We start from the raw sequence: 18,099 nt of genomic DNA on the forward strand, positions 1-18,099 counted from the left end.
CCTGCCTCTGCACGTTAGGCGCCGAACGTCACCAATCGTCAACCGGGGTCGGCCACTGCGCCGCCACCAGACCAGGGCGATCACCGAGACGGGCTACCCGCGCCATCGGTTGCCAAACCTGCCCGGCGCCCGGCCGGTACCCGAGTTGATCCACAGTTGCGGCTCCATCCACAGCCAGCCGTTGCGGCGGTCCGCGGCGTGGCCTTTGTGGCGGCCCGACGGCCTACGGTCGGCGCATGCGAACTGAACTTCCCGCCGAGCGACTGCACCGACGCCTCGGGGCCGATCCGCCTGCCGACGCTGATGCGACTGGATCCCGGGATTGCGGAGAAGAACCCGAGGACGACCCGAACTCCCTGCTACCGCGCTGGCTTCCCGATGCGTCTGGCGGCCAGGGCTGGCTGGCCAAAGTGCGGGCCGATCCCGGCCGGGCCGGTGCCATCGGGCTGGCGGTGATAGCCGCGCTCGCCGTGCTGGTCACCGTATTCACTTTGGTGCGTGATCGTCCTTCGCCGGTGATGTCGGCGAAGTTGCCTGCAGTGGAACGTGTTTCGACTACCGGTGCCAGATCTTCGGCGACTCCGGTGAGTCCGGACCGACCGGTGGTGGTCAGCGTGGTCGGGTTGGTGCACAAGCCCGGACTGGTCACCCTGGCACCGGGCGCGCGGATTGCCGACGCGCTACTGGCCGCCGGTGGTGCAGTCGACGGTGCGGACACCATCGGCCTGAACATGGCCCGCCAGCTCGCTGACGGGGAGCAGATCGTGGTCGGTCTCGCGCCGGTCTCAGGGCAGCCGAGTGCGCTGGGAAGTTCGGTCGGCTCCGGGACGGCCACCTCGGCGGCGTCCGGGCCGCCAAAAACCTCGGGCAGGGCGAAACCAGGTGAAGCACTCGACCTCAATGCCGCCACAGTGGAGCAACTGGACGCCCTGCCCGGGGTCGGTCCGGTCACCGCCGCAGCGATCGTGGCGTGGCGGCAGGCCAATGGCAGGTTCACCAGCGTCGACCAGCTCGGCGACGTCGACGGCATCGGCCCGGCGCGGCTGGACAAGCTTCGTGCGCTGGTCCGTGTCTGACGTCGGTGCGCCAACCGGTTGGCGGCCAGGTCGCCCAGCTCGATGTGCGTCTGGTGCCGGCCGCCGCGACGAGCTGGATCGTCACCGCCGCCGGAATCCTGTGGCCCATCGGGGCCGTGACGGCCGCCTGCTGTGTCGGGCTGGCCGCCGCGTCGGGCGCGCTGTGGTGGTGTGCGGCGCGCAGGCCGGCGTTGGCGGCGATCAGCTCGGCTCTGGTGGCAATCGGCGTGGTCGGTGCGGGGTACGGGCTGGCGATCGCACTGCGCGCCGACGCGATTGTTCACCACCCGATCACCGCGGCGTTCGGCACCTCGGCCCCGGTGACGGTCACGCCCAGCGAAAGCGCGCTGCCGCTGGGCCGGGGCCGGCTGATGTTTCGCGCCACCCTGCAGCGGCTGCGCGACGACGAGATATCCGGTCGCGTAGTGGTTTTCGCGCGCGCCGCCGAATTCAGCGAACTCATGGTGGGCCGGCCGATGCGGTTCACCGCCACCATCACCGGCCCGACTCGTCATGACCTGACAGTCGCGGTGCTCAACGCGACGGGCCGCCCGATCGCCGGTCAGGCCGGCCTGTCGCAGCGGATCGCTTACACCGTCCGGGGCCGCTTCAGCGCGGCTGTTCACCAGGTGTTGCCCGCCGATCAGGCCGCGATGCTGCCCGCCCTGGTGCTCGGTGACACCTCGGCGGTTGCCGTCGAGACCAGCGGTGAGTTCCGCGCGGCCGGAATGACGCATCTGACCGCAGTTTCGGGGGCCAACGTCACGATCGTGTGCGCCGCGGTGCTGTTCTCGGCGCGCTTGATCGGCCCGCGCGCGGCGGCAGCACTGGCGGCCGTCGCACTTGTGGCGTTTGTCATCGTCGTGCAGCCGACGGCCAGCGTGTTGCGGGCGGCGGTGATGGGCGCCATCGCGCTGGCCGGGCTGGTGAGTTCGCGTCGGCGGCAGGCGATTCCGGCGGTGTCGGCGACGGTGTTGCTATTGCTGGCCGTGGCGCCTCAGCTGGCCGTCGACGTGGGCTTTGCGCTGTCGGTCATCGCGACCGCGGCACTGGTTGTCATCGCGCCGCGGTGGTCACACCGCATGGTCGGGCGTGGCTGTCCGAAGCCGCTGGCGGACGCGATCGCCGTGGCCGGGGCGGCGCAGGTGGTCACCGCTCCACTGGTCGCCGCGATATCGGGACGCTTCAGCGTGGTGGCCGTCGTCGCCAATCTCGCCGTGGCCGCCGTCATCGCACCGATCACGGTGCTGGGCAGCGCCGCTGCTGTACTGGTGATCCCGTGGCCGGCCGCGGCGCAGCTGTTGATCCGGTTCACCGGGCCCGAAGTGTGGTGGGTGGTGCACCTTGCGCACTGGGCCGCCGGCTTGCCCGCGGCGACGGTGCCGGTCCCAGCGGGTGTGCCGGGGTTGCTGGTGGTGGGCGGCATCACCGTGTTCGTCGTCGCGATGTGGCGATGGCGGTGGTTTCGCGCGGCGCTGTCTGGGGCGGCGGTCGTTTTCGTTTTGTGCCTGCTGGCCTGGACCCTGTCCGGAGCCGTCGGACCGTCGTGAAACCATCGTTGGCGTGAGCCAAGATTCACCGCTGCACCTGGTCCTGGGCGATGAAGAACTGCTGGTCGAGCGCGCCGTGGCGGAGGTACTGCAGTCAGCCCGCAAGCGCAGCGGCACCGACGACATTCCGGTCAACCGGATGCGCGCGGGCGACGTCAGCACGTACGAGCTGGCCGAACTGCTGAGCCCGTCGCTGTTCGCCGAGGAGCGGATCGTCGTACTGGAAGCCGCCGGGGAGGCTGGAAAAGAGGCGGCTGCGCTGATCGCTTCGGCCGCCGCCGATCTGCCGGCGGGCACGCTGCTGGTGGTGGTGCACTCCGGCGGAGGCCGGGCCAAAGCCCTGGCCGGTCAACTGCAGTCGTTAGGCGCTCGGGTGTACCCATGTGCCCGCATCACCAAGGTCAGCGAACGCATCGACTTCATCCGCAAGGAGTTCCGCTCGTCACGGGTCAAAGTCGACGAGGAGACGGTGACCGCCATGCTGGACGCCGTCGGCTCGGACCTTCGCGAACTCGCTTCGGCCTGTTCTCAATTGGTGGCCGACACCGGCGGTGCGGTCGACGCCGTCGCTGTCCGTCGCTATCACAGCGGCAAAGCCGAGGTGAAGGGCTTCGACATCGCCGATAAGGCTGTGGCGGGCGATGTGGCGGGTGCCGCCGAGGCGCTGCGGTGGGCGATGATGCGCGGCGAGCCGCTGGTGGTGCTGGCCGACGCGCTGGCCGAAGCCGTGCACACCATCGGCCGGGTGGGTCCGCTGTCCGGCGATCCCTATCGTCTGGCGGGGCAGCTGGGCATGCCGCCCTGGCGAGTGCAAAAGGCGCAGAAACAGGCGCGACGCTGGTCGCGCGACTCGGTCGCGATAGCGATGAAGCTGGTGGCCGAACTCAACGCCAATGTAAAAGGAGCGGTAGCCGACGCGGACTACGCGCTGGAAGCGGCCGTGCGGAAAGTCGCCGAGCTGGTAGCTGACTAAACCTGAGTCAGCCGAGCTTGTTCAAGGACCGCGCCAGCGCAGACTTCTTGTTGGCCGCCTGGTTCTTGTGGATCACGCCCTTGCTGGCCGCCTTGTCCAGCTTGCGGTTGGTCGAGACCAGCAATTCGGCGGCCTTTCCCTTGTCGCCGGAGTGGGCAGCTTCACGGAACGCGCGGACCGCGGTACGAAGTGAGGACTTCACCGACTTGTTGCGCAGTCGGGCGCGCTCGTTGGTGCGGTTGCGCTTCTGCTGCGACTTGATGTTGGCCACGCGTTAGTTCCCTCATTTGTTATTGACGTCGATTCTGCTGACAGCGACTGCCCAGGTTAGCAGTCGGTTACGTTTTCGCCCAAAATCCGAACCTCTGGCCTGCCGGAATGTCGGATTGAGGCAGCATGTCACAGGTGAGTCTTTCCAACCCGCTAGAGGCGACCAGACCGGGACCACCCGCCCGTTCGGAACGCATCTTTGACGGCTACAACACGTCGGACGGCTACTCGATGGCTTTCGACGAGATGTTCGACGCTGCGGGCAACGTCCGCGGCCCCTACAAGGGCATTTATGCCGAACTGGCGCCTTCGGAGCCCCCGGAGCTCAAGGCCCGCGCCGACGCGCTGGGCCGGGCGTTCATCGACCAGGGCATCACGTTTTCCCTCTCCGGCCAGGAACGGCCCTTCCCGCTGGACCTGGTACCGCGGGTGATCTCGGCCGCCGAATGGACCCGGCTGGAGCGAGGCATCACACAGCGCGTCAAGGCTCTCGAGATGTATCTCGACGACATCTACGGTGACCAGGAGATTCTGCGCGACGGCGTCATCCCGCGCCGGCTGATCACGTCCTGTGAGCACTTTCACCGCCAAGCCGTGGGCATCGTGCCGCCCAACGGCGTGCGCATCCACGTGGCCGGCATCGACTTGATCCGCGACGATCGCGGCGACTTCCGGGTGCTCGAGGACAATCTGCGCTCGCCGTCAGGCGTCTCATACGTCATGGAGAACCGCCGCACCATGGCGCGGGTCTTCCCGAACCTGTTCGCCACCCACCGGGTGCGGGCGGTGGACGACTACTCATCGCATCTGTTGCGTGCGCTACGCAATTCCGCGGCCACCAACGAGGCCGACCCGACCGTCGTGGTGCTCACCCCGGGCGTCTACAACTCGGCCTACTTCGAGCACTCACTGCTGGCCCGGCAAATGGGCGTCGAATTGGTCGAAGGCCGCGACCTGTTCTGCCGCGACAACCAGGTCTACATGCGCACCACCGAGGGGGAGCGCCAGGTCGACGTCATCTATCGACGCATCGACGACGCGTTCCTGGACCCGCTGCAATTCCGCGCGGACTCGATGCTCGGGGTAGCCGGCCTGGTCAATGCCGCCCGCGCCGGCAATGTCGTGATCTCCAGCTCGATCGGCAACGGAGTGGGCGACGACAAACTCGTCTACACCTATGTGCCGACGATGATCGAGTACTACCTGCGCGAGAAGCCGCTACTGGCCAATGTGGAGACGCTGCGCTGCTGGCTGGACGACGAACGCGAAGAGGTGCTCGACCGGATCCGGGAGTTGGTGCTCAAGCCGGTCGAGGGGTCCGGCGGCTATGGCATCGTGTTCGGCCCGGATGCCTCTGAGAAGGACCTGGATGCCGTCAGCAAGAAGATCCGCGACGATCCCCGCAGCTGGATCGCGCAGCCGATGATGGAACTGTCGACGGTGCCGACCCGGATCGAAGGCACCCTGTCGCCCCGCTACGTCGACCTGAGACCCTTCGCGGTCAACGACGGCCATGACGTGTGGGTGCTGCCGGGGGGCTTGACGCGGGTTGCTCTGGTCGAGGGGTCCCGGGTGGTGAACTCCAGCCAGGGCGGCGGCTCCAAGGACACCTGGGTGTTGGCGCCGCGCACCTCGACGGGCGCGCGCGAGCTGGGCGCCGCCGAAGTCGTGCGGTCGCTGCCGCAGCCGGTGGCCGAACAACAGCCAGACGGCCAGACGGCCCAATCCCAGTTGCTCACTCAGGGCGAACAACCCCAGCAGCAACAACAACAGAGAGCGATCGGCTGATGCTGGCCCGCAATGCCGAAGCCCTGTATTGGATCGGCCGCTACGTCGAGCGCGCCGACGACACCGCGCGGATCCTGGACGTCGCCGTGCACCAACTGCTCGAGGATTCCAGCGTCGACCCCGACCAGGCCTCGCGGCTGCTGCTGCGGGTGCTGGGCATCGAACCGCCCGACCACGACCTGGACGTCTGGTCTTTGACGGATCTGGTGGCCTTCAATCCCAATACCCAGGGTGGCTGCTCGATAGTCGACGCGATCTCTGCGGCGCGCGAAAACGCAAGGTCTGCGCGTGAAGTCACCTCCAGCGAGACGTGGGAGTGCATCAACACCACCTACCACGCTCTTGCCGAACGTGAGCGCGCCGCCAAACGTCTTGGGCCGCATGAGTTTCTGTCGTTCATCGAAGGCCGCGCGGCGATGTTCGCCGGTCTGGCCGACTCGACGCTTTCGCGCGACGACGGATACCGCTTCATGGTGCTGGGCCGCGCGATCGAGCGGGTCGACATGACGGTGCGGCTGCTGCTGTCGCGGGTGGGCGACAGCGCCTCGTCGCCGGCTTGGGTGACACTGCTGCGTTCGGCGGGCGCGCACGACACTTACCTGCGTACCTACCGCGGTGTGCTCGACGCGGGCCGGGTGGTCGAATTCATGATGCTCGACCGGCTTTTCCCGCGTTCGGTCTACTACTCGCTGCGGCTCGCCGAACACAACCTCGACGAGTTGTTGCACAATCCGCAGAGTCGGATCGGGTCCACCACCGAGGCGCAGCGACTGCTTGGTCAGGCTCGCAGCGAACTGGAATTCGTGCAGCCCGGCGTGTTGCTCGAATCGCTGGAGCACCGATTGGCGAGCCTGCAGACAACCTGCCGTGATGTGGGAGATGCGTTGGCGCTGCAGTACTTTCACGCAGCACCGTGGGTCGCGTGGTCTGATGCCGGCCAGCGCGGCCCGCTGGCGGCCAGGCCGGGGGACATCTGATGTGGCGGATGCGGGTGGTGCACACCACCGGCTACGCATACGAGTCGCCGGTCACTGCCTCCTACAACGAAGCGCGGCTGACGCCGCGGTCCAACACCCGGCAGAACGTCATCCTCAACCGGGTCGAGACCATTCCGGCCACCAGGTCGTACCGCTACATCGACTACTGGGGCACCGCCGTGACAGCGTTCGACCTGCATGCGCCGCACACCGAACTGACGGTGACGTCCTCTTCGGTGGTGGAGACCGAGCGCCCGGAGCCGCCGACGGCCACGGCCAGCTGGGCTGACCTGGAGTCGGTGGCGGTGATCGACCGTTTCGACGAAGTGCTGCAACCGACCCCGCACACCCCGGCAAGCAAACGTGTTGCGGCCGTTGGCAAACGGCTCATGAAAACGCACCCGCCCGCCGAAGCCGTCGTCGCGGCGGCGCGCTGGGCGCGCACCGAAATGGATTACTTACCGGGCACCACGGGTGTGCATTCCTCTGGCCTGGATGCGCTGGAAAAAGGCAAGGGCGTGTGCCAGGATTTCGCGCACTTGTCGCTAATGGTGTTGCGCAGCATGGGAATTCCGGGACGCTACGTGTCGGGATATCTCCACCCCAAGCGCGAGGCGGTGGTCGGAAAAACCGTCGATGGGCGCAGCCACGCCTGGATTCAGGCCTGGACCGGAGGCTGGTGGAATTACGATCCCACCAATGAAACCGAGATCAACGAGCAATACATCAGCGTGGGCGTCGGCCGCGACTACACCGATGTGTCGCCGCTGAAAGGCATTTACTCCGGGCGCGGGGCGACCGATCTCGACGTGGACGTGGAGATCACCAGGTTGGCCTAGCCGGAATGACCGGGCTGGCCGAGCAATCCGGCAGCCCCACCGGGGCCGCCCAGACCCTGCGTGCCGCCGGCAACAGCGGCCCCGCCGGGCCCCCCGTTGCCGCCGTTGCCGATGAATCGGGCATCGCCACCCGCGCCGCCGAAACCGCCGTCGTTACTGAAGGAATCACCGGTGCCACCGGCTCCGCCGTTGCCGCCGTTACCCACTATGAACGCGCCTGCTCCTCCTGCGCCGCCGGAGCCGCCGCCCCGTCCGCCAGCGCCGCCGTTACCGCCGACCCCGAATAGCCCAGCGCCATAGCCGTCCCCGCCTTCGCCCCCCGAGGCGAAGCCGCTGGTAAGCGTGCCGTCGCCGCCGTTGCCGCCGTTGCCGCCGAATCCGAACAGCACTCCCGGGCGGCCGCCCTGGCCACCGTCGCCGCCGAACCCCTGCACGGCGAAGTGACCGTTGCCGCCGGTGCCGCCGTTGCCGAGCAGCCAGGCACTGCCGCCTTCGCCGCCGGACCCGCCTCGCGTGTCGCCGACGCCGCCGGCGCCGCCGGTTCCGCCGTTGCCGTAGAGGTATCCGCCGTCACCGCCAGCCCCTCCCAGCCCGCCGGATTGGGCGACAAGGGGGTTCGCCCCGCCCACGCCCCCGTTCCCGCCGGTCCCGAACAACCATGCGTTACCGCCAATGCCGCCAGTGCCGCCATTGGTGCCGCCGACCCCGCCCAGCCCGCCATTGCCGAACAGCCAGCCACCGGTTCCGCCGCCGCCGCCGGTCGCGCCCGACCCGCCTGTGCCGCCGGCTCCGCCGGAGCCGATCAGCCCCGCGGCGCCACCGTTACCGCCGGCGATTCCGGCCAGCGTGCTGTCGCCACCCCGGCCGCCATTGCCCCACAGGATGCCGCCGTCCCCCCCCGGGCTGTCCGACGCCGGCGACGGTTCCGCCGTTGGCGCCGTCGCCGATCAGTGGACGGCCCAGCAATGTCTGGGTGGGTCCGTTGATCAGGTCCAGCAGAGTCTGCTGCACATTGGTGGCCTCGGCACTGGCATAGGCGGCCCCGCTTGCCGACAGGGCTTGCACGATCTGCCCGTGAAACGCCGACATCTGCGTGCTGATGGTCTGGTACCCCTGACCATGTGATCCGAACAACGCCGCCACCGCGGCGGATACCTGGTCGGCGGCGGCGGCCTGCACCGCGGTCGTTTGTGCTGCCGCGGCGGCGTTGGCCTCGCTGATTGTCGAACTGATTCCGGCCAAATTCGCGGCCGCGGCGCTGATCGCCTCGGTCCCCGCAACCACGAACGACATACCCGGCACCTCCACTACGTACGGAACGCTTGCTCCAAGGGAGCGGGAGCGGAGCTTAACGCAATTCGATCAAGATCGTTACGGTGTTCCGTGCTTGCCCGGGCGGCCGAATAGTGTTCCGCCGCTGCCACCGGCGGCGCCGGTTCCACCATCGGTGCCGTCGCCACCGTCGCCACCGTTGCCGATCAGTTGGCTGTGTCCGCCAACTCCGCCGGAACCGCCCGCGCCCGGGGTGGCGGCGGCGCCCCCATTCCCACCGCCGCCGCCGTCTCCGAGCAGCTCACCGGCAGTCCCGCCGGCGCCACCGCCGCCACCTGCGCCGACGCCGATACCGGCGCCGCCTGCGCCCCCGTGCCCGCCGTTGCCGATGAAGTAGGTGTTGCCGCCGTAGCCGCCGAGCCCGCCCGCCGGGTTGCCTGTCACACCGGCGCCGCCGGCGCCGCCGGCACCGCCACTGCCGTAGAAGATCCCGCCCAAGCCGCCGTAGCCGCCGGGGCCTCCGCCCAAGCCGCCGTTGCCGCCGGCTCCGCCGTTGCCGAAGAATCCTGCCGGCCCGCCGCTGTTACCGGGGCCGCCGACGAAGGAACCGTTGATGCCGTTGCCGCCGTTGCCGCCGTTGCCGCCGCCACCGAAGATCCCGCCCGGGCCGCCGAAGCCGCCGCCACCACCAGCTCCGAAATCGGCGCCGACGGGTACGGCGTTGCCGCCGTCGCCACCGATACCGCCGTAGCCGTATATGAACCCGGCTTTTCCGCCGTCACCGCCCGGGCCGGCTGAGAAATAACCCGTGCCGCCGTGACCGCCCGCCCCGCCGTTGCCATGCAGGAGCGCGCCGTTGCCACCTATGCCGCCCGCGCCGCCCACCCCGGAAACGTTCGTGTCGTTTCCGCCGTGGCCGCCGGCCCCGCCGTCGCCGGACAGCCCGAAATTGAGCACTCCGACGCTGCCACCGCGGCCGCCGACACCACCGATACCGCCGCTGCTGCCGCCAAGGCCGCCGTCTCCGCCGGCCCCGCCGTTCCCGATCAGCCCGGTGTTCCCGCCGAGTCCGCCGGCGCCGCCGGCGAAGCTGAGGCCGTTGCCGCCAATGCCACCGGCGCCACCGGCGCCGCCGTTGCCGAAGATCCAGCCGCCCTGGCCGCCGGCTCCGCCAGCGCCCCCATTAGCCGTGACACTGTTGCCGCCCAGGCCCCCGGCGCCGCCGTTGCCGATCAGCCCGGCGCTACCGCCGGCGCCGCCGGCAACTCCGGGGTTGGTGCTGTCGCCGCCGCGGCCGCCGTTGCCCCACAGGATGCCGCCGTCGCCGCCGCGCTGTCCGACTCCATTGACGGTTCCGCCGTTGGCGCCGTCGCCGACCAGCGGGCGGGACAGCAGCGCTTGGACGGGTGCGTTGATCGCGCTGAGCAGCCCCTGCTGCGCGGTGGCCTCGGCGCTGGCATACGCGGCGGCACCCCCGGCCAGGTTCTGCACGATCTGGTCGTGGACGGCCGCCATCTGGGCGCCGATCTTCTGATAGTTCTGCGCGTAAGACCCCAACAGCTCGGCGACCAAAGTGGATACCTGGTCAGCGGCGGCCGCTTGCATGCCGGTGGTCTGGGCGGCCGCGAGCGCATTTGCTTCGGCGATGGCCGTATTGATGCCGGCCAAATCGGTCGCGCGTGCCAGGATCGCCTCCGGCCCCACGACGACATACGACACCGGCACTCCCAATTTGATGAACGACAAACAATCGTATGGCGATCTGGACGACAGGTTGGCGTTTCGGGCAAAGAATTGCTACCAGATGATCAATTTCGTGCGCGGCGCCGACGGACGCGACCGGCTAGCGACGGTCCTGCCGTTGCTGATCTGCCTCGCGCTGCTGTTCGGTGGCCTTGCCGCCGGTGTTGCGCTGGGTGGTGTGATGCCGCTGCCCTACGGGCCCGCGGCCCAGGTCCTGGCCTACGTGCACACCGAACCGATCGCGGTGCAAGTCACCGCCACCTGTGTGTTCGCCTCGTCGGTGCCGCTGGCGGTCTATGCGGCGGTGGCCGCCGCCCGGCTGCGGCGGCTCAACGTGGCCCCGGTTGCGGCAACTGTCGCGTTGGTCGGCGGGACGCTTGCCGCGGGTGCACTCGGTCTGACCGGTCTGCTCGGGTGGACGTTGTCGCGACCTGAAGTCAGTGCGGATGCAGCGCTGGTTAGGGCGATCTACTTCCTGGTGTTTCTGGTCGGCGGCCCGGGACACATCGCGGCGCTGGGAGTGCAGATCGCTGCAATCGCGGTACCGAGCTTGGCTATGCGGCTGTTATCGCGACCGTTGGCCTGGCTCGGCCTGACGATTGCGGGGCTCGCCGAGCTGGCCACGCTGGTCTTGGCCTGGCCGGCGCTGGGCGTGATCTTGCCGATCGCCCGGGTGGCGGGGTTGCTGTGGTTGCTGGCGGCCGGGGCGCTATTGCCGCGGGTGCACCTCGACGCGGTGTAGGTCGTCGCCGAGTTCGATCCGGCCGCTGAATTCAGACGCGGCCAGCGCGCGCCACTGCTCCTCTTGCCCTGGCGCGATCGCCGGCACGTAATGCGTCAGGATCAGCGTGGCCACACCCGCGCGGGCCGCGGTGGCCGCCGCTTCCTGCACCGACGAGTGGTAATCGCAGACGTCCTGCACACGTTGCTGGGGAACGTGAGCCAGGATGTCCTTGCGGATCGCGGTGTGCACCAAGGCGTCTGCGCCGGCGGCCAGCTCATCCAGGGTCTCGCACGGCACGGTGTCACCGGCCAGCACCACCGAGGTGCCGCCGGATTCGATGCGGAATCCGATCGTCGGCGCCACCGGGCGGTGATCGGTGGGGGCCACCCGGATCGTCACTCCGTCGCGGTCCCACACCTGGCCGTCGGTGTATTCGTGGACCTCGATCGGTGGCGGGTCATTGAGGTCGTCGTGGTGTGCGATCCGGTATTCGATGTCGTGGCCGAACGCCTTCAGCGTCGCCGCTACCGTCTCCGCCGTGCCGGGCGGTCCGATCACCTGCAGCGGTGGGGGATCGGGCGCGAAGTTGGTGATCCAACTCGTGATGAGCAGGTCGCCGAGTTCGGCGATGTGGTCGCTGTGCAGGTGAGTGAGCAGCAGCGCCGACAATCCGGCGGCACCCACACCCACGGCCGCCGCGCGTTGCAGCGCGCCGCGTCCGCAATCCACCAAAAACACCTGCCCGCCCACCCGCACCAGCGTCGAGGGGCCGGCCCGGTTCGGGTCGGGGATGGGGCTTCCGGTTCCGAGCAACGTGATCTCGATCATGGCCCTAATGCATACCGGGTTTGTTGCATCGCCATGCGTTCGGGTGTTGGCTTTCCCGTCGCGCGAACTAGCCGTAGCCTGATGTGAGGCAGCTCACGACCGACGGGAGGGCTTCTTAATGCGGATCGCGGACGTCTTGCGAAACAAGGGGGCGGCGGTGGTGACGATCAACCCTGACGCGACGGTCCGGGAACTGCTTGCCGGCCTGGCTGAGCAGAACATCGGCGCCATGGTGGTGGTAGGCGACGAGGGTGTGGTCGGCATCGTCTCGGAACGCGACGTCGTACGCCAGCTACACACGCATGGCGCCAGCGTGCTGTCTCGCCCCATCTCGAAGATCATGACCAGTGCCGTCGCCACCTGCACAAAATCCGACACCGTGGACGCCATCAGTGTGCTGATGACGCAGAACCGGGTGCGTCACGTGCCGGTGCTCGACGGCAAGAAGCTGATCGGGATCGTCAGCATCGGTGACGTGGTGAAGACCCGGATGGGGGAGCTCGAGGCCGAGCAGCAGCAGCTGCAGTCCTACATCACGCAGGGCTGATCGCCTAGGTTCCATCGAGTGTGCGTTCTGGGCGGATAAGTCGAAGAGATCCCGCCGCATGTTCACTTTCGATGCCGTGACGATGCCGTGACCGCACACCCGATCGCGACGGCCACACTCGCGACGCCGTGACCGCACACTAAATCGCGACAACCGCGGCTTAGCGCCAGGAGTATTCGGCGCGCAGCCGCGCGGCCACCACGTCGAAGACCTCGCGATTCAGGATCGCGCCCTCACGGCGAATGCTCTCCTCGGGCACGTCGAGCACCCGGTCCAGGCGCACCCAGCTGGGCCGGCCCTCGTAATCCCAATCGCCAGAACCGATTCCGACCCAGTCGCGGTCACTGGCGTGGCGCTCCTTGCTGGACACCATCAGGCCGAGCAGGACGCTACGGTCCCGGCCGACGACGAGTACCGGACGGTCCTTGCCGCGGGTCGGGTCGTCTTCGTAGACCACCCAGGTCCAGACGATCTCCCCGGGATCGGCGCGGCCGTCGAGATCCGGGGCGTAGACCAGCTTCCGGGCCCGCTGTGCGGTCGGGAAACTGGTGCTGGTCACCGGGCGGCCCGCGGTGATCTCGGCGGGTGGCGGCGGCACCGCCGAGACCATGATGTTGGCGGTGATCTTGACGGCCTGCTGGATGGTCTTCAGCGTGTTCTGGGTGTTCTGTATTTGACGGACGAGCTTGGGCCCCTCGTTGAAGACGAGGTTTTCCGCGAAGCGCTGGAACGTCTTCCACTGAGACTTCCGGGGAGGCGCCATGTTCGCAGCATAACCGCGATCCGCAGAGCGCGATTCGATCGCAAGCGCGGTGCACGGATAGGCTGGACACCCGTAAACCCCCGCTCCAGGAGATTCCCATCAGCAGTTTTGCCGACAAAACCTTCACCCCGCCGGCGCAGATTCGGAATTTCTGCATCATCGCTCACATCGACCACGGCAAGTCGACCCTGGCCGACCGGATGCTGCAGCTGACCGGGGTGGTCGACGAGCGCTCGATGCGGGCCCAGTACCTGGACCGGATGGACATCGAGCGGGAACGCGGCATCACCATCAAGGCCCAGAATGTGCGGCTGCCGTGGCAAGTGAACAACGAAAACTACGTCCTGCACCTGATCGACACTCCGGGCCACGTCGACTTCACCTACGAGGTGTCGCGTGCGCTGGAGGCCTGCGAGGGTGCGGTGCTGCTGGTCGACGCCGCGCAGGGCATCGAGGCGCAGACGCTGGCCAACCTGTACCTGGCACTGGACCGTGACCTACACATCATCCCGGTGCTCAACAAGATCGACCTGCCGGCCGCCGACCCGGACCGCTACGCCGGCGAGATCGCCCACATCATCGGCTGCGAGCCGAGCGACGTGCTGCGGGTATCCGGCAAGACCGGCGAAGGCGTGGCCGATCTGCTCGACCACGTGGTGCAAGAGGTTCCGCCGCCCCAGGGCGACGCCGACGCGCCCACCCGGGCAATGATCTTCGACTCGGTCTACGACATCTACCGCGGCGTGGTGACCTATGTCAGGGTGGTCGACGGCGCCATCAAACCGCGCGAGCGCATCGCGATGATGTCCACCGGCGCCACCCACGAACTGCTCGAAGTCGGCATCGTCTCGCCGGAACCGAAGCCCAGCGAGGGCCTGGGTGTCGGCGAGGTGGGCTACCTGATCACCGGTGTCAAGGACGTCCGTCAGTCCAAGGTCGGCGACACCGTGACGACGGCGCGACACGGCGCCAAAGAGGCGCTCACGGGATACCGCGAGCCCAAGCCGATGGTCTACTCCGGCCTGTATCCGGTTGACGGCTCGGAGTACCCGAACCTGCGCGATGCCCTGGACAAGTTGCAGCTCAACGACGCCGCCCTGACCTACGAGCCGGAAACCTCTGTGGCGCTTGGCTTTGGCTTCCGGTGTGGCTTCCTGGGCCTGCTGCACATGGAGATCACCCGCGAACGCCTGGAGCGCGAATTCGACCTGGACCTGATCTCGACCTCACCCAACGTCGTGTACCGGGTTATCAAGGATGACGGCGCCGAGAGCATCGTGACCAACCCGTCGGACTGGCCGGAGGGCAAGATCGGCACTGTCTACGAACCCGTCGTGAAGACGACCATCATCGCGCCCAGCGAGTTCATCGGCACCATCATGGAACTGTGCCAATCGCGGCGCGGTGAGCTGGGCGGCATGGACTACCTGTCGCCGGAGCGCGTCGAGCTGCGCTACACAATGCCGTTGGGCGAGATCATCTTCGACTTCTTCGACTCGCTGAAATCGCGCACCCGCGGCTATGCCAGCCTCGACTATGAAGAGTCCGGCGAGCAGGAGGCTCAGCTGGTCAAGGTCGACATTCTGCTGCAAGGCGAAGCCGTCGACGCTTTCAGTGCGATCATCCACAAAGACGGCGCTTCGGCCTACGGCAACAAGATGACCACCAAGCTCAAGGAGCTGATTCCGCGCCAGCAGTTCGAGGTGCCCGTGCAGGCTGCCATCGGGTCGAAAATCATTGCACGCGAAAATATCCGGGCAATCCGCAAGGACGTGTTGTCCAAGTGCTACGGCGGCGACATCACCCGCAAACGCAAACTTCTGGAGAAGCAGAAGGAAGGCAAGAAGCGGATGAAGACCATCGGGCGGGTTGAGGTGCCGCAGGAAGCGTTCGTCGCGGCGTTGTCCACCGAGGCGGCCGGGGACAAGGGCAAGAAGTAGCAATGGCCCGAAAAGCCCGCTGGTATGCGGTTTTTCCGCTGTTGACGCTCCTGCTTGCCACTGGCTGCGGCGGCATCGAGGGCAGCGCGCGCCCCGCGCCAGGGCTCAAACCGCGCCCGCTGATGGGCGAGACCATCAAGCAGGTGCTGCTCGATGACGCCGCTTTGGGCAAGATCCTCAACCAGCGATTCAAAGCCGATGCTCACCTGCCGCCGCGGTTCGGCGGACCGGAGAAGTTGCAGACCGGTTTTGGGGTTATCACGCCGGCCGAGTGTGCCGGCGTCACGACAATGACGGCGCGCAGTGCCTACAGCTCCTACGAGGTCAAGAATGTCGCCCGCGAATCATGGTGGATCGACGGGGGTCCCGCGAAGGTGATCAGTGTGGCAGAGGCCGTGGTCGCGTTGCCGACGGCCACCGATGCCGACGCACTGTTCGCCAAGTTCTCCGACCAGTGGGACGGTTGCAACGGCAAGACCGTGACCGTCGAGGGCAGTGGCCTCAATTTCGCCGACGAGATCAGCGACGTCCGGGTGGCCAATTCTGTTCTCGCCGCGACGGTTTCGGTGCAGCTGTCGGGCTCGTCCACCGGCAAGCGACCAGAAGCGCGCGCCATCGGCGTCCGGGGGAATTGCCTCGTCGAAGTCGAGATCACGTTCTTCAGCACCCAGAGCCCGTCGGATCAGGGATCGGGCGATCCGCACACCAGCGCGATCGATATCGCCCACATCATGATGGACAAGATCAGCGCCCTGAGCTGACCCGCTTACACCGGCGCGTTGGCGGGCTGGAACGACCCGGAGCCGTCGGCTTCTTCCTCGGCCCGGATCACGTGCACCAACGCGTTGATCAGGGCCAGATGGGTGAACGCCTGCGGGAAGTTGCCGAGTTGGCGGCCGGTGCGCGGCTCGATCTCCTCGGCGTACAGGTGCAACGGACTGGCGAAGGACAGCAACCGCTCGCACAGTCGCTTGGCGCGTTTCACCTCGCCGATCTCGACCAGCGCCGAAACCAGCCAGAACGAGCAGATGGTGAACGTGCCTTCCTCGCCGCTCAGTCCGTCGTCGGTCTCGTGCACCCGATACCGCAGCACCAGGCCTTCCTCGGTGAGCTCGTCGGCGATGGCCAGCACGGTGTTGCGCACCCGCGGATCGTCCGGCGGCAGGAACCGGGTCAGCACCACCAGCAGCAGCGACGCATCGAGCGCGTCATCGCCGTAGCGCTGGGTGAACACACCGCGGGAGTCGACGCCGTGCTCGAGGATGTCGGCCTTGATCTCCTCGGCGATGGCCCGCCACTGCTGGGCGTAGCTTTTCTCGCCTTGCCGCTCGGCCAGTTTGGCGCCGCGGTCCAGGGCCACCCAGCACATCACCTTCGACGACGTGAAGTGCTGTGGCTCCCCGCGCACCTCCCAGATGCCACGGTCGGGCCCTCGCCAATGCTTGACCGCCTCTTCCACCTGTTTCTTCAGCACCGGCCACAGGTTCTCCGGAATCTGCTCGCGCGACTTCGCGTGCAGGTAGAAGGAGTCCAGAACCGAGCCCCAAATGTCATGCTGCACTTGGTCATAGGCGCCGTTGCCGATCCGCACCGGACGCGCGTGGTCGTAGCCGGAGAGGTGGTGCAGTTCCTCTTCGACCAGGCTGCGCTCGCCACCCACGCCGTACATCACCTGCAGCGGATGGCGTTCATTGCTGTTTGCGCCCGACACGTCGGCGATGAACGCGAAGAAGTCGTCGGCCTCGCGGTCCAGTCCCAGGGTGTACAGGCCCCACAATGCGAAGGTGGAGTCGCGGATCCAGGAGTAGCGGTAGTCCCAGTTGCGTTCTCCCTGTGGAGTTTCCGGAAGTGAGGTGGTGCTGGCGGCCAGCAGCGCACCGGTGGGGGAGTAGGTCAGCCCCTTCAACGTCAGCGCGCTGCGCTGCAGATACGCCCGCCAGGGGTGGTCGGGGAAGTTGCCGATGTTGATCCACTGCCGCCAGCACTCGGTGGTTTGCCACATCTTGTCCGCGGCTTCTTCGTAGGTCTGTGGTGCCGGATGCTTGGTCCAGCTCAGCGCGACGAAGACGTCGTCGCCCTCTTTCATCCGGGTGCGAGCGCGGGCTTCGCGCCCTTCTAAGCCGATGTTGAGGTTGGTGGTCAGCCGCAATGTGGGGTGGGCGTCGGGCTGCTTGCCGGCGCGCGCGATGGCCTCGCCGTACGCATTGGCCGAGTATTCCCACGTCGCTCCGACGCGGTGATAGTCGAACGCCGGCTCGCAACTCATCATCAGCTCGACGGTGCCGCTCACGCATCGCACCGTGCGCAGCAGGATGTGCTCAGCGTCCCAGTCCATCGGGGTGCGACGGTGTGTGCGCGATCGGCGCTCGATGTCGTGCCACGGCCCCATCACCAGCGCGTCGCGCACGATGAGCCAGCCGGTGGGCGTCTGCCAGGTGGTCTCCATGATCAGGCTGCCCGGAAGATAGCGCCGGGCCGAGGGCACCGAGACTCCATAGGGACCCAGCCGGAAATGCCCGGCGCTGCGGTCCAGAATCGCGCCGAACACACTCGGCGAGTCCGGCCTAGGGACGCACAGCCACTCCACCGAACCGGCCGGGGAGATCAGGCACGTGGTCTCCCAGTCGGACAAGAACGCGTAATCGGCAATGGGCGGAAAGGGATTGCGCAGCGGCGACGTGGGGGTGAAGATCGCGGGTGCGCTCAGATCGAAGGGCGCGGCACGGCTTGCCTCGAACGCGTTAATCGCCGTGGTTTCGGGTTCTTTCGGGGGGTCTTCTGCGTGTTGGGCGTCCAGGACCATGCCGCC

Annotated in this window: 15 protein-coding genes and 1 pseudogene; 10 read left to right on the plus strand and 6 right to left on the minus strand. The window is 67.6% G+C overall.

The features are described from left to right. Positions 1–236 precede the first annotated feature (236 nt). The 3 genes from AWC27_RS06165 to holA are packed head-to-tail and all read left to right on the plus strand — an operon-like array spanning position 237 to position 3,599. The gene (locus AWC27_RS06165) at positions 237–1,076 is read left to right on the plus strand and encodes a ComEA family DNA-binding protein (RefSeq protein ID WP_085669684.1); all 840 of its coding nucleotides are present in this window, start codon (positions 237–239) and stop codon (positions 1,074–1,076) included. Between the two features lie 5 nt (positions 1,077–1,081). After that, entirely contained in the window at positions 1,082–2,626 is a 1,545-nt protein-coding gene (locus AWC27_RS06170) for a ComEC/Rec2 family competence protein (RefSeq protein ID WP_245846876.1), read from the plus strand. A gap of 31 nt (positions 2,627–2,657) precedes the next feature. Then, positions 2,658–3,599, plus strand: a complete 942-nt coding sequence (gene holA / locus AWC27_RS06175) for a DNA polymerase III subunit delta (RefSeq protein WP_139836802.1) — start codon at positions 2,658–2,660, stop codon at positions 3,597–3,599. Positions 3,600–3,606: 7 nt separating this feature from the next. Here holA and rpsT read toward each other — a convergent pair whose 3' ends face one another. Beyond that, positions 3,607–3,870 (minus strand): 30S ribosomal protein S20, encoded by a 264-nt coding sequence (gene rpsT / locus AWC27_RS06180; RefSeq protein WP_085669686.1) that lies wholly within the window; start codon positions 3,868–3,870, stop codon positions 3,607–3,609. A gap of 125 nt (positions 3,871–3,995) precedes the next feature. Between rpsT and AWC27_RS06185 the strand changes: the two genes are divergently transcribed. The 3 genes from AWC27_RS06185 to AWC27_RS06195 are packed head-to-tail and all read left to right on the plus strand — an operon-like array spanning position 3,996 to position 7,473. Beyond that, the gene (locus tag AWC27_RS06185; RefSeq protein ID WP_085669687.1) at positions 3,996–5,657 is read left to right on the plus strand and encodes a circularly permuted type 2 ATP-grasp protein; all 1,662 of its coding nucleotides are present in this window, start codon (positions 3,996–3,998) and stop codon (positions 5,655–5,657) included. Next, positions 5,657–6,634, plus strand: a complete 978-nt coding sequence (locus AWC27_RS06190; RefSeq protein ID WP_085669688.1) for an alpha-E domain-containing protein — start codon at positions 5,657–5,659, stop codon at positions 6,632–6,634. The genes AWC27_RS06185 and AWC27_RS06190 overlap by 1 nt, the downstream gene beginning before the upstream one ends. Then, positions 6,634–7,473 carry a transglutaminase family protein gene (locus AWC27_RS06195; RefSeq protein WP_085669689.1) on the plus strand — a complete coding sequence of 280 codons (840 nt, stop codon included), beginning with the start codon at positions 6,634–6,636 and terminating at the stop codon, positions 7,471–7,473. Before AWC27_RS06190 ends, AWC27_RS06195 begins: the two co-directional genes overlap by 1 nt. Here AWC27_RS06195 and AWC27_RS32630 read toward each other — a convergent pair. After that, positions 7,470–8,766: pseudogene (locus AWC27_RS32630) on the minus strand (PE family protein). The gene AWC27_RS06195 and the pseudogene AWC27_RS32630 sit on opposite strands and share 4 nt — an antisense overlap. Positions 8,767–8,844: 78 nt before the next feature. Further along, positions 8,845–10,464, minus strand: a complete 1,620-nt coding sequence (locus AWC27_RS06205; protein WP_085669724.1) for a PE family protein — start codon at positions 10,462–10,464, stop codon at positions 8,845–8,847. A 16-nt stretch (positions 10,465–10,480) separates the two neighbouring features. On the opposite strand from AWC27_RS06205, the gene AWC27_RS06210 reads away from it, so the two are divergent. Next, the gene (locus AWC27_RS06210) at positions 10,481–11,230 is read left to right on the plus strand and encodes a hypothetical protein (protein ID WP_245846877.1); all 750 of its coding nucleotides are present in this window, start codon (positions 10,481–10,483) and stop codon (positions 11,228–11,230) included. Here AWC27_RS06210 and AWC27_RS06215 read toward each other — a convergent pair. Continuing rightward, complete coding sequence (locus AWC27_RS06215; RefSeq protein WP_085669690.1) at positions 11,198–12,040, minus strand: ribonuclease Z; 843 nt, start codon at positions 12,038–12,040, stop codon at positions 11,198–11,200. The genes AWC27_RS06210 and AWC27_RS06215 overlap by 33 nt on opposite strands. A 118-nt stretch (positions 12,041–12,158) precedes the next feature. Here AWC27_RS06215 and AWC27_RS06220 point away from each other — a divergent pair, with 118 nt between their 5' ends. Further along, the gene (locus AWC27_RS06220; protein ID WP_083116482.1) at positions 12,159–12,587 is read left to right on the plus strand and encodes a CBS domain-containing protein; all 429 of its coding nucleotides are present in this window, start codon (positions 12,159–12,161) and stop codon (positions 12,585–12,587) included. A 160-nt stretch (positions 12,588–12,747) separates the two neighbouring features. Here AWC27_RS06220 and AWC27_RS06225 read toward each other — a convergent pair whose 3' ends face one another. Further along, a complete protein-coding gene (locus AWC27_RS06225) occupies positions 12,748–13,350 on the minus strand; it encodes a type II toxin-antitoxin system PemK/MazF family toxin (RefSeq protein WP_085669691.1) in 603 nt (200 codons plus the stop codon). A gap of 32 nt (positions 13,351–13,382) precedes the next feature. Between AWC27_RS06225 and lepA the strand changes: the two genes are divergently transcribed. Then, positions 13,383–15,290, plus strand: coding sequence for a translation elongation factor 4 (gene lepA, locus AWC27_RS06230; RefSeq protein ID WP_085669692.1), 1,908 nt, complete (start codon positions 13,383–13,385; stop codon positions 15,288–15,290). Between the two features lie 2 nt (positions 15,291–15,292). After that, a complete protein-coding gene (locus tag AWC27_RS06235; RefSeq protein ID WP_085669693.1) occupies positions 15,293–16,051 on the plus strand; it encodes a sensor domain-containing protein in 759 nt (252 codons plus the stop codon). Between the two features lie 5 nt (positions 16,052–16,056). Here the strand turns inward: AWC27_RS06235 and AWC27_RS06240 are convergent, their stop codons facing one another. Next, complete coding sequence (locus tag AWC27_RS06240) at positions 16,057–18,093, minus strand: glycoside hydrolase family 15 protein (RefSeq protein ID WP_085669694.1); 2,037 nt, start codon at positions 18,091–18,093, stop codon at positions 16,057–16,059. Between the last annotated feature and the right edge of the window lie 6 nt (positions 18,094–18,099).

The organism is Mycobacterium szulgai (genome assembly GCF_002116635.1).
In the GTDB taxonomy this organism is placed as follows: domain Bacteria; phylum Actinomycetota; class Actinomycetes; order Mycobacteriales; family Mycobacteriaceae; genus Mycobacterium; species Mycobacterium szulgai.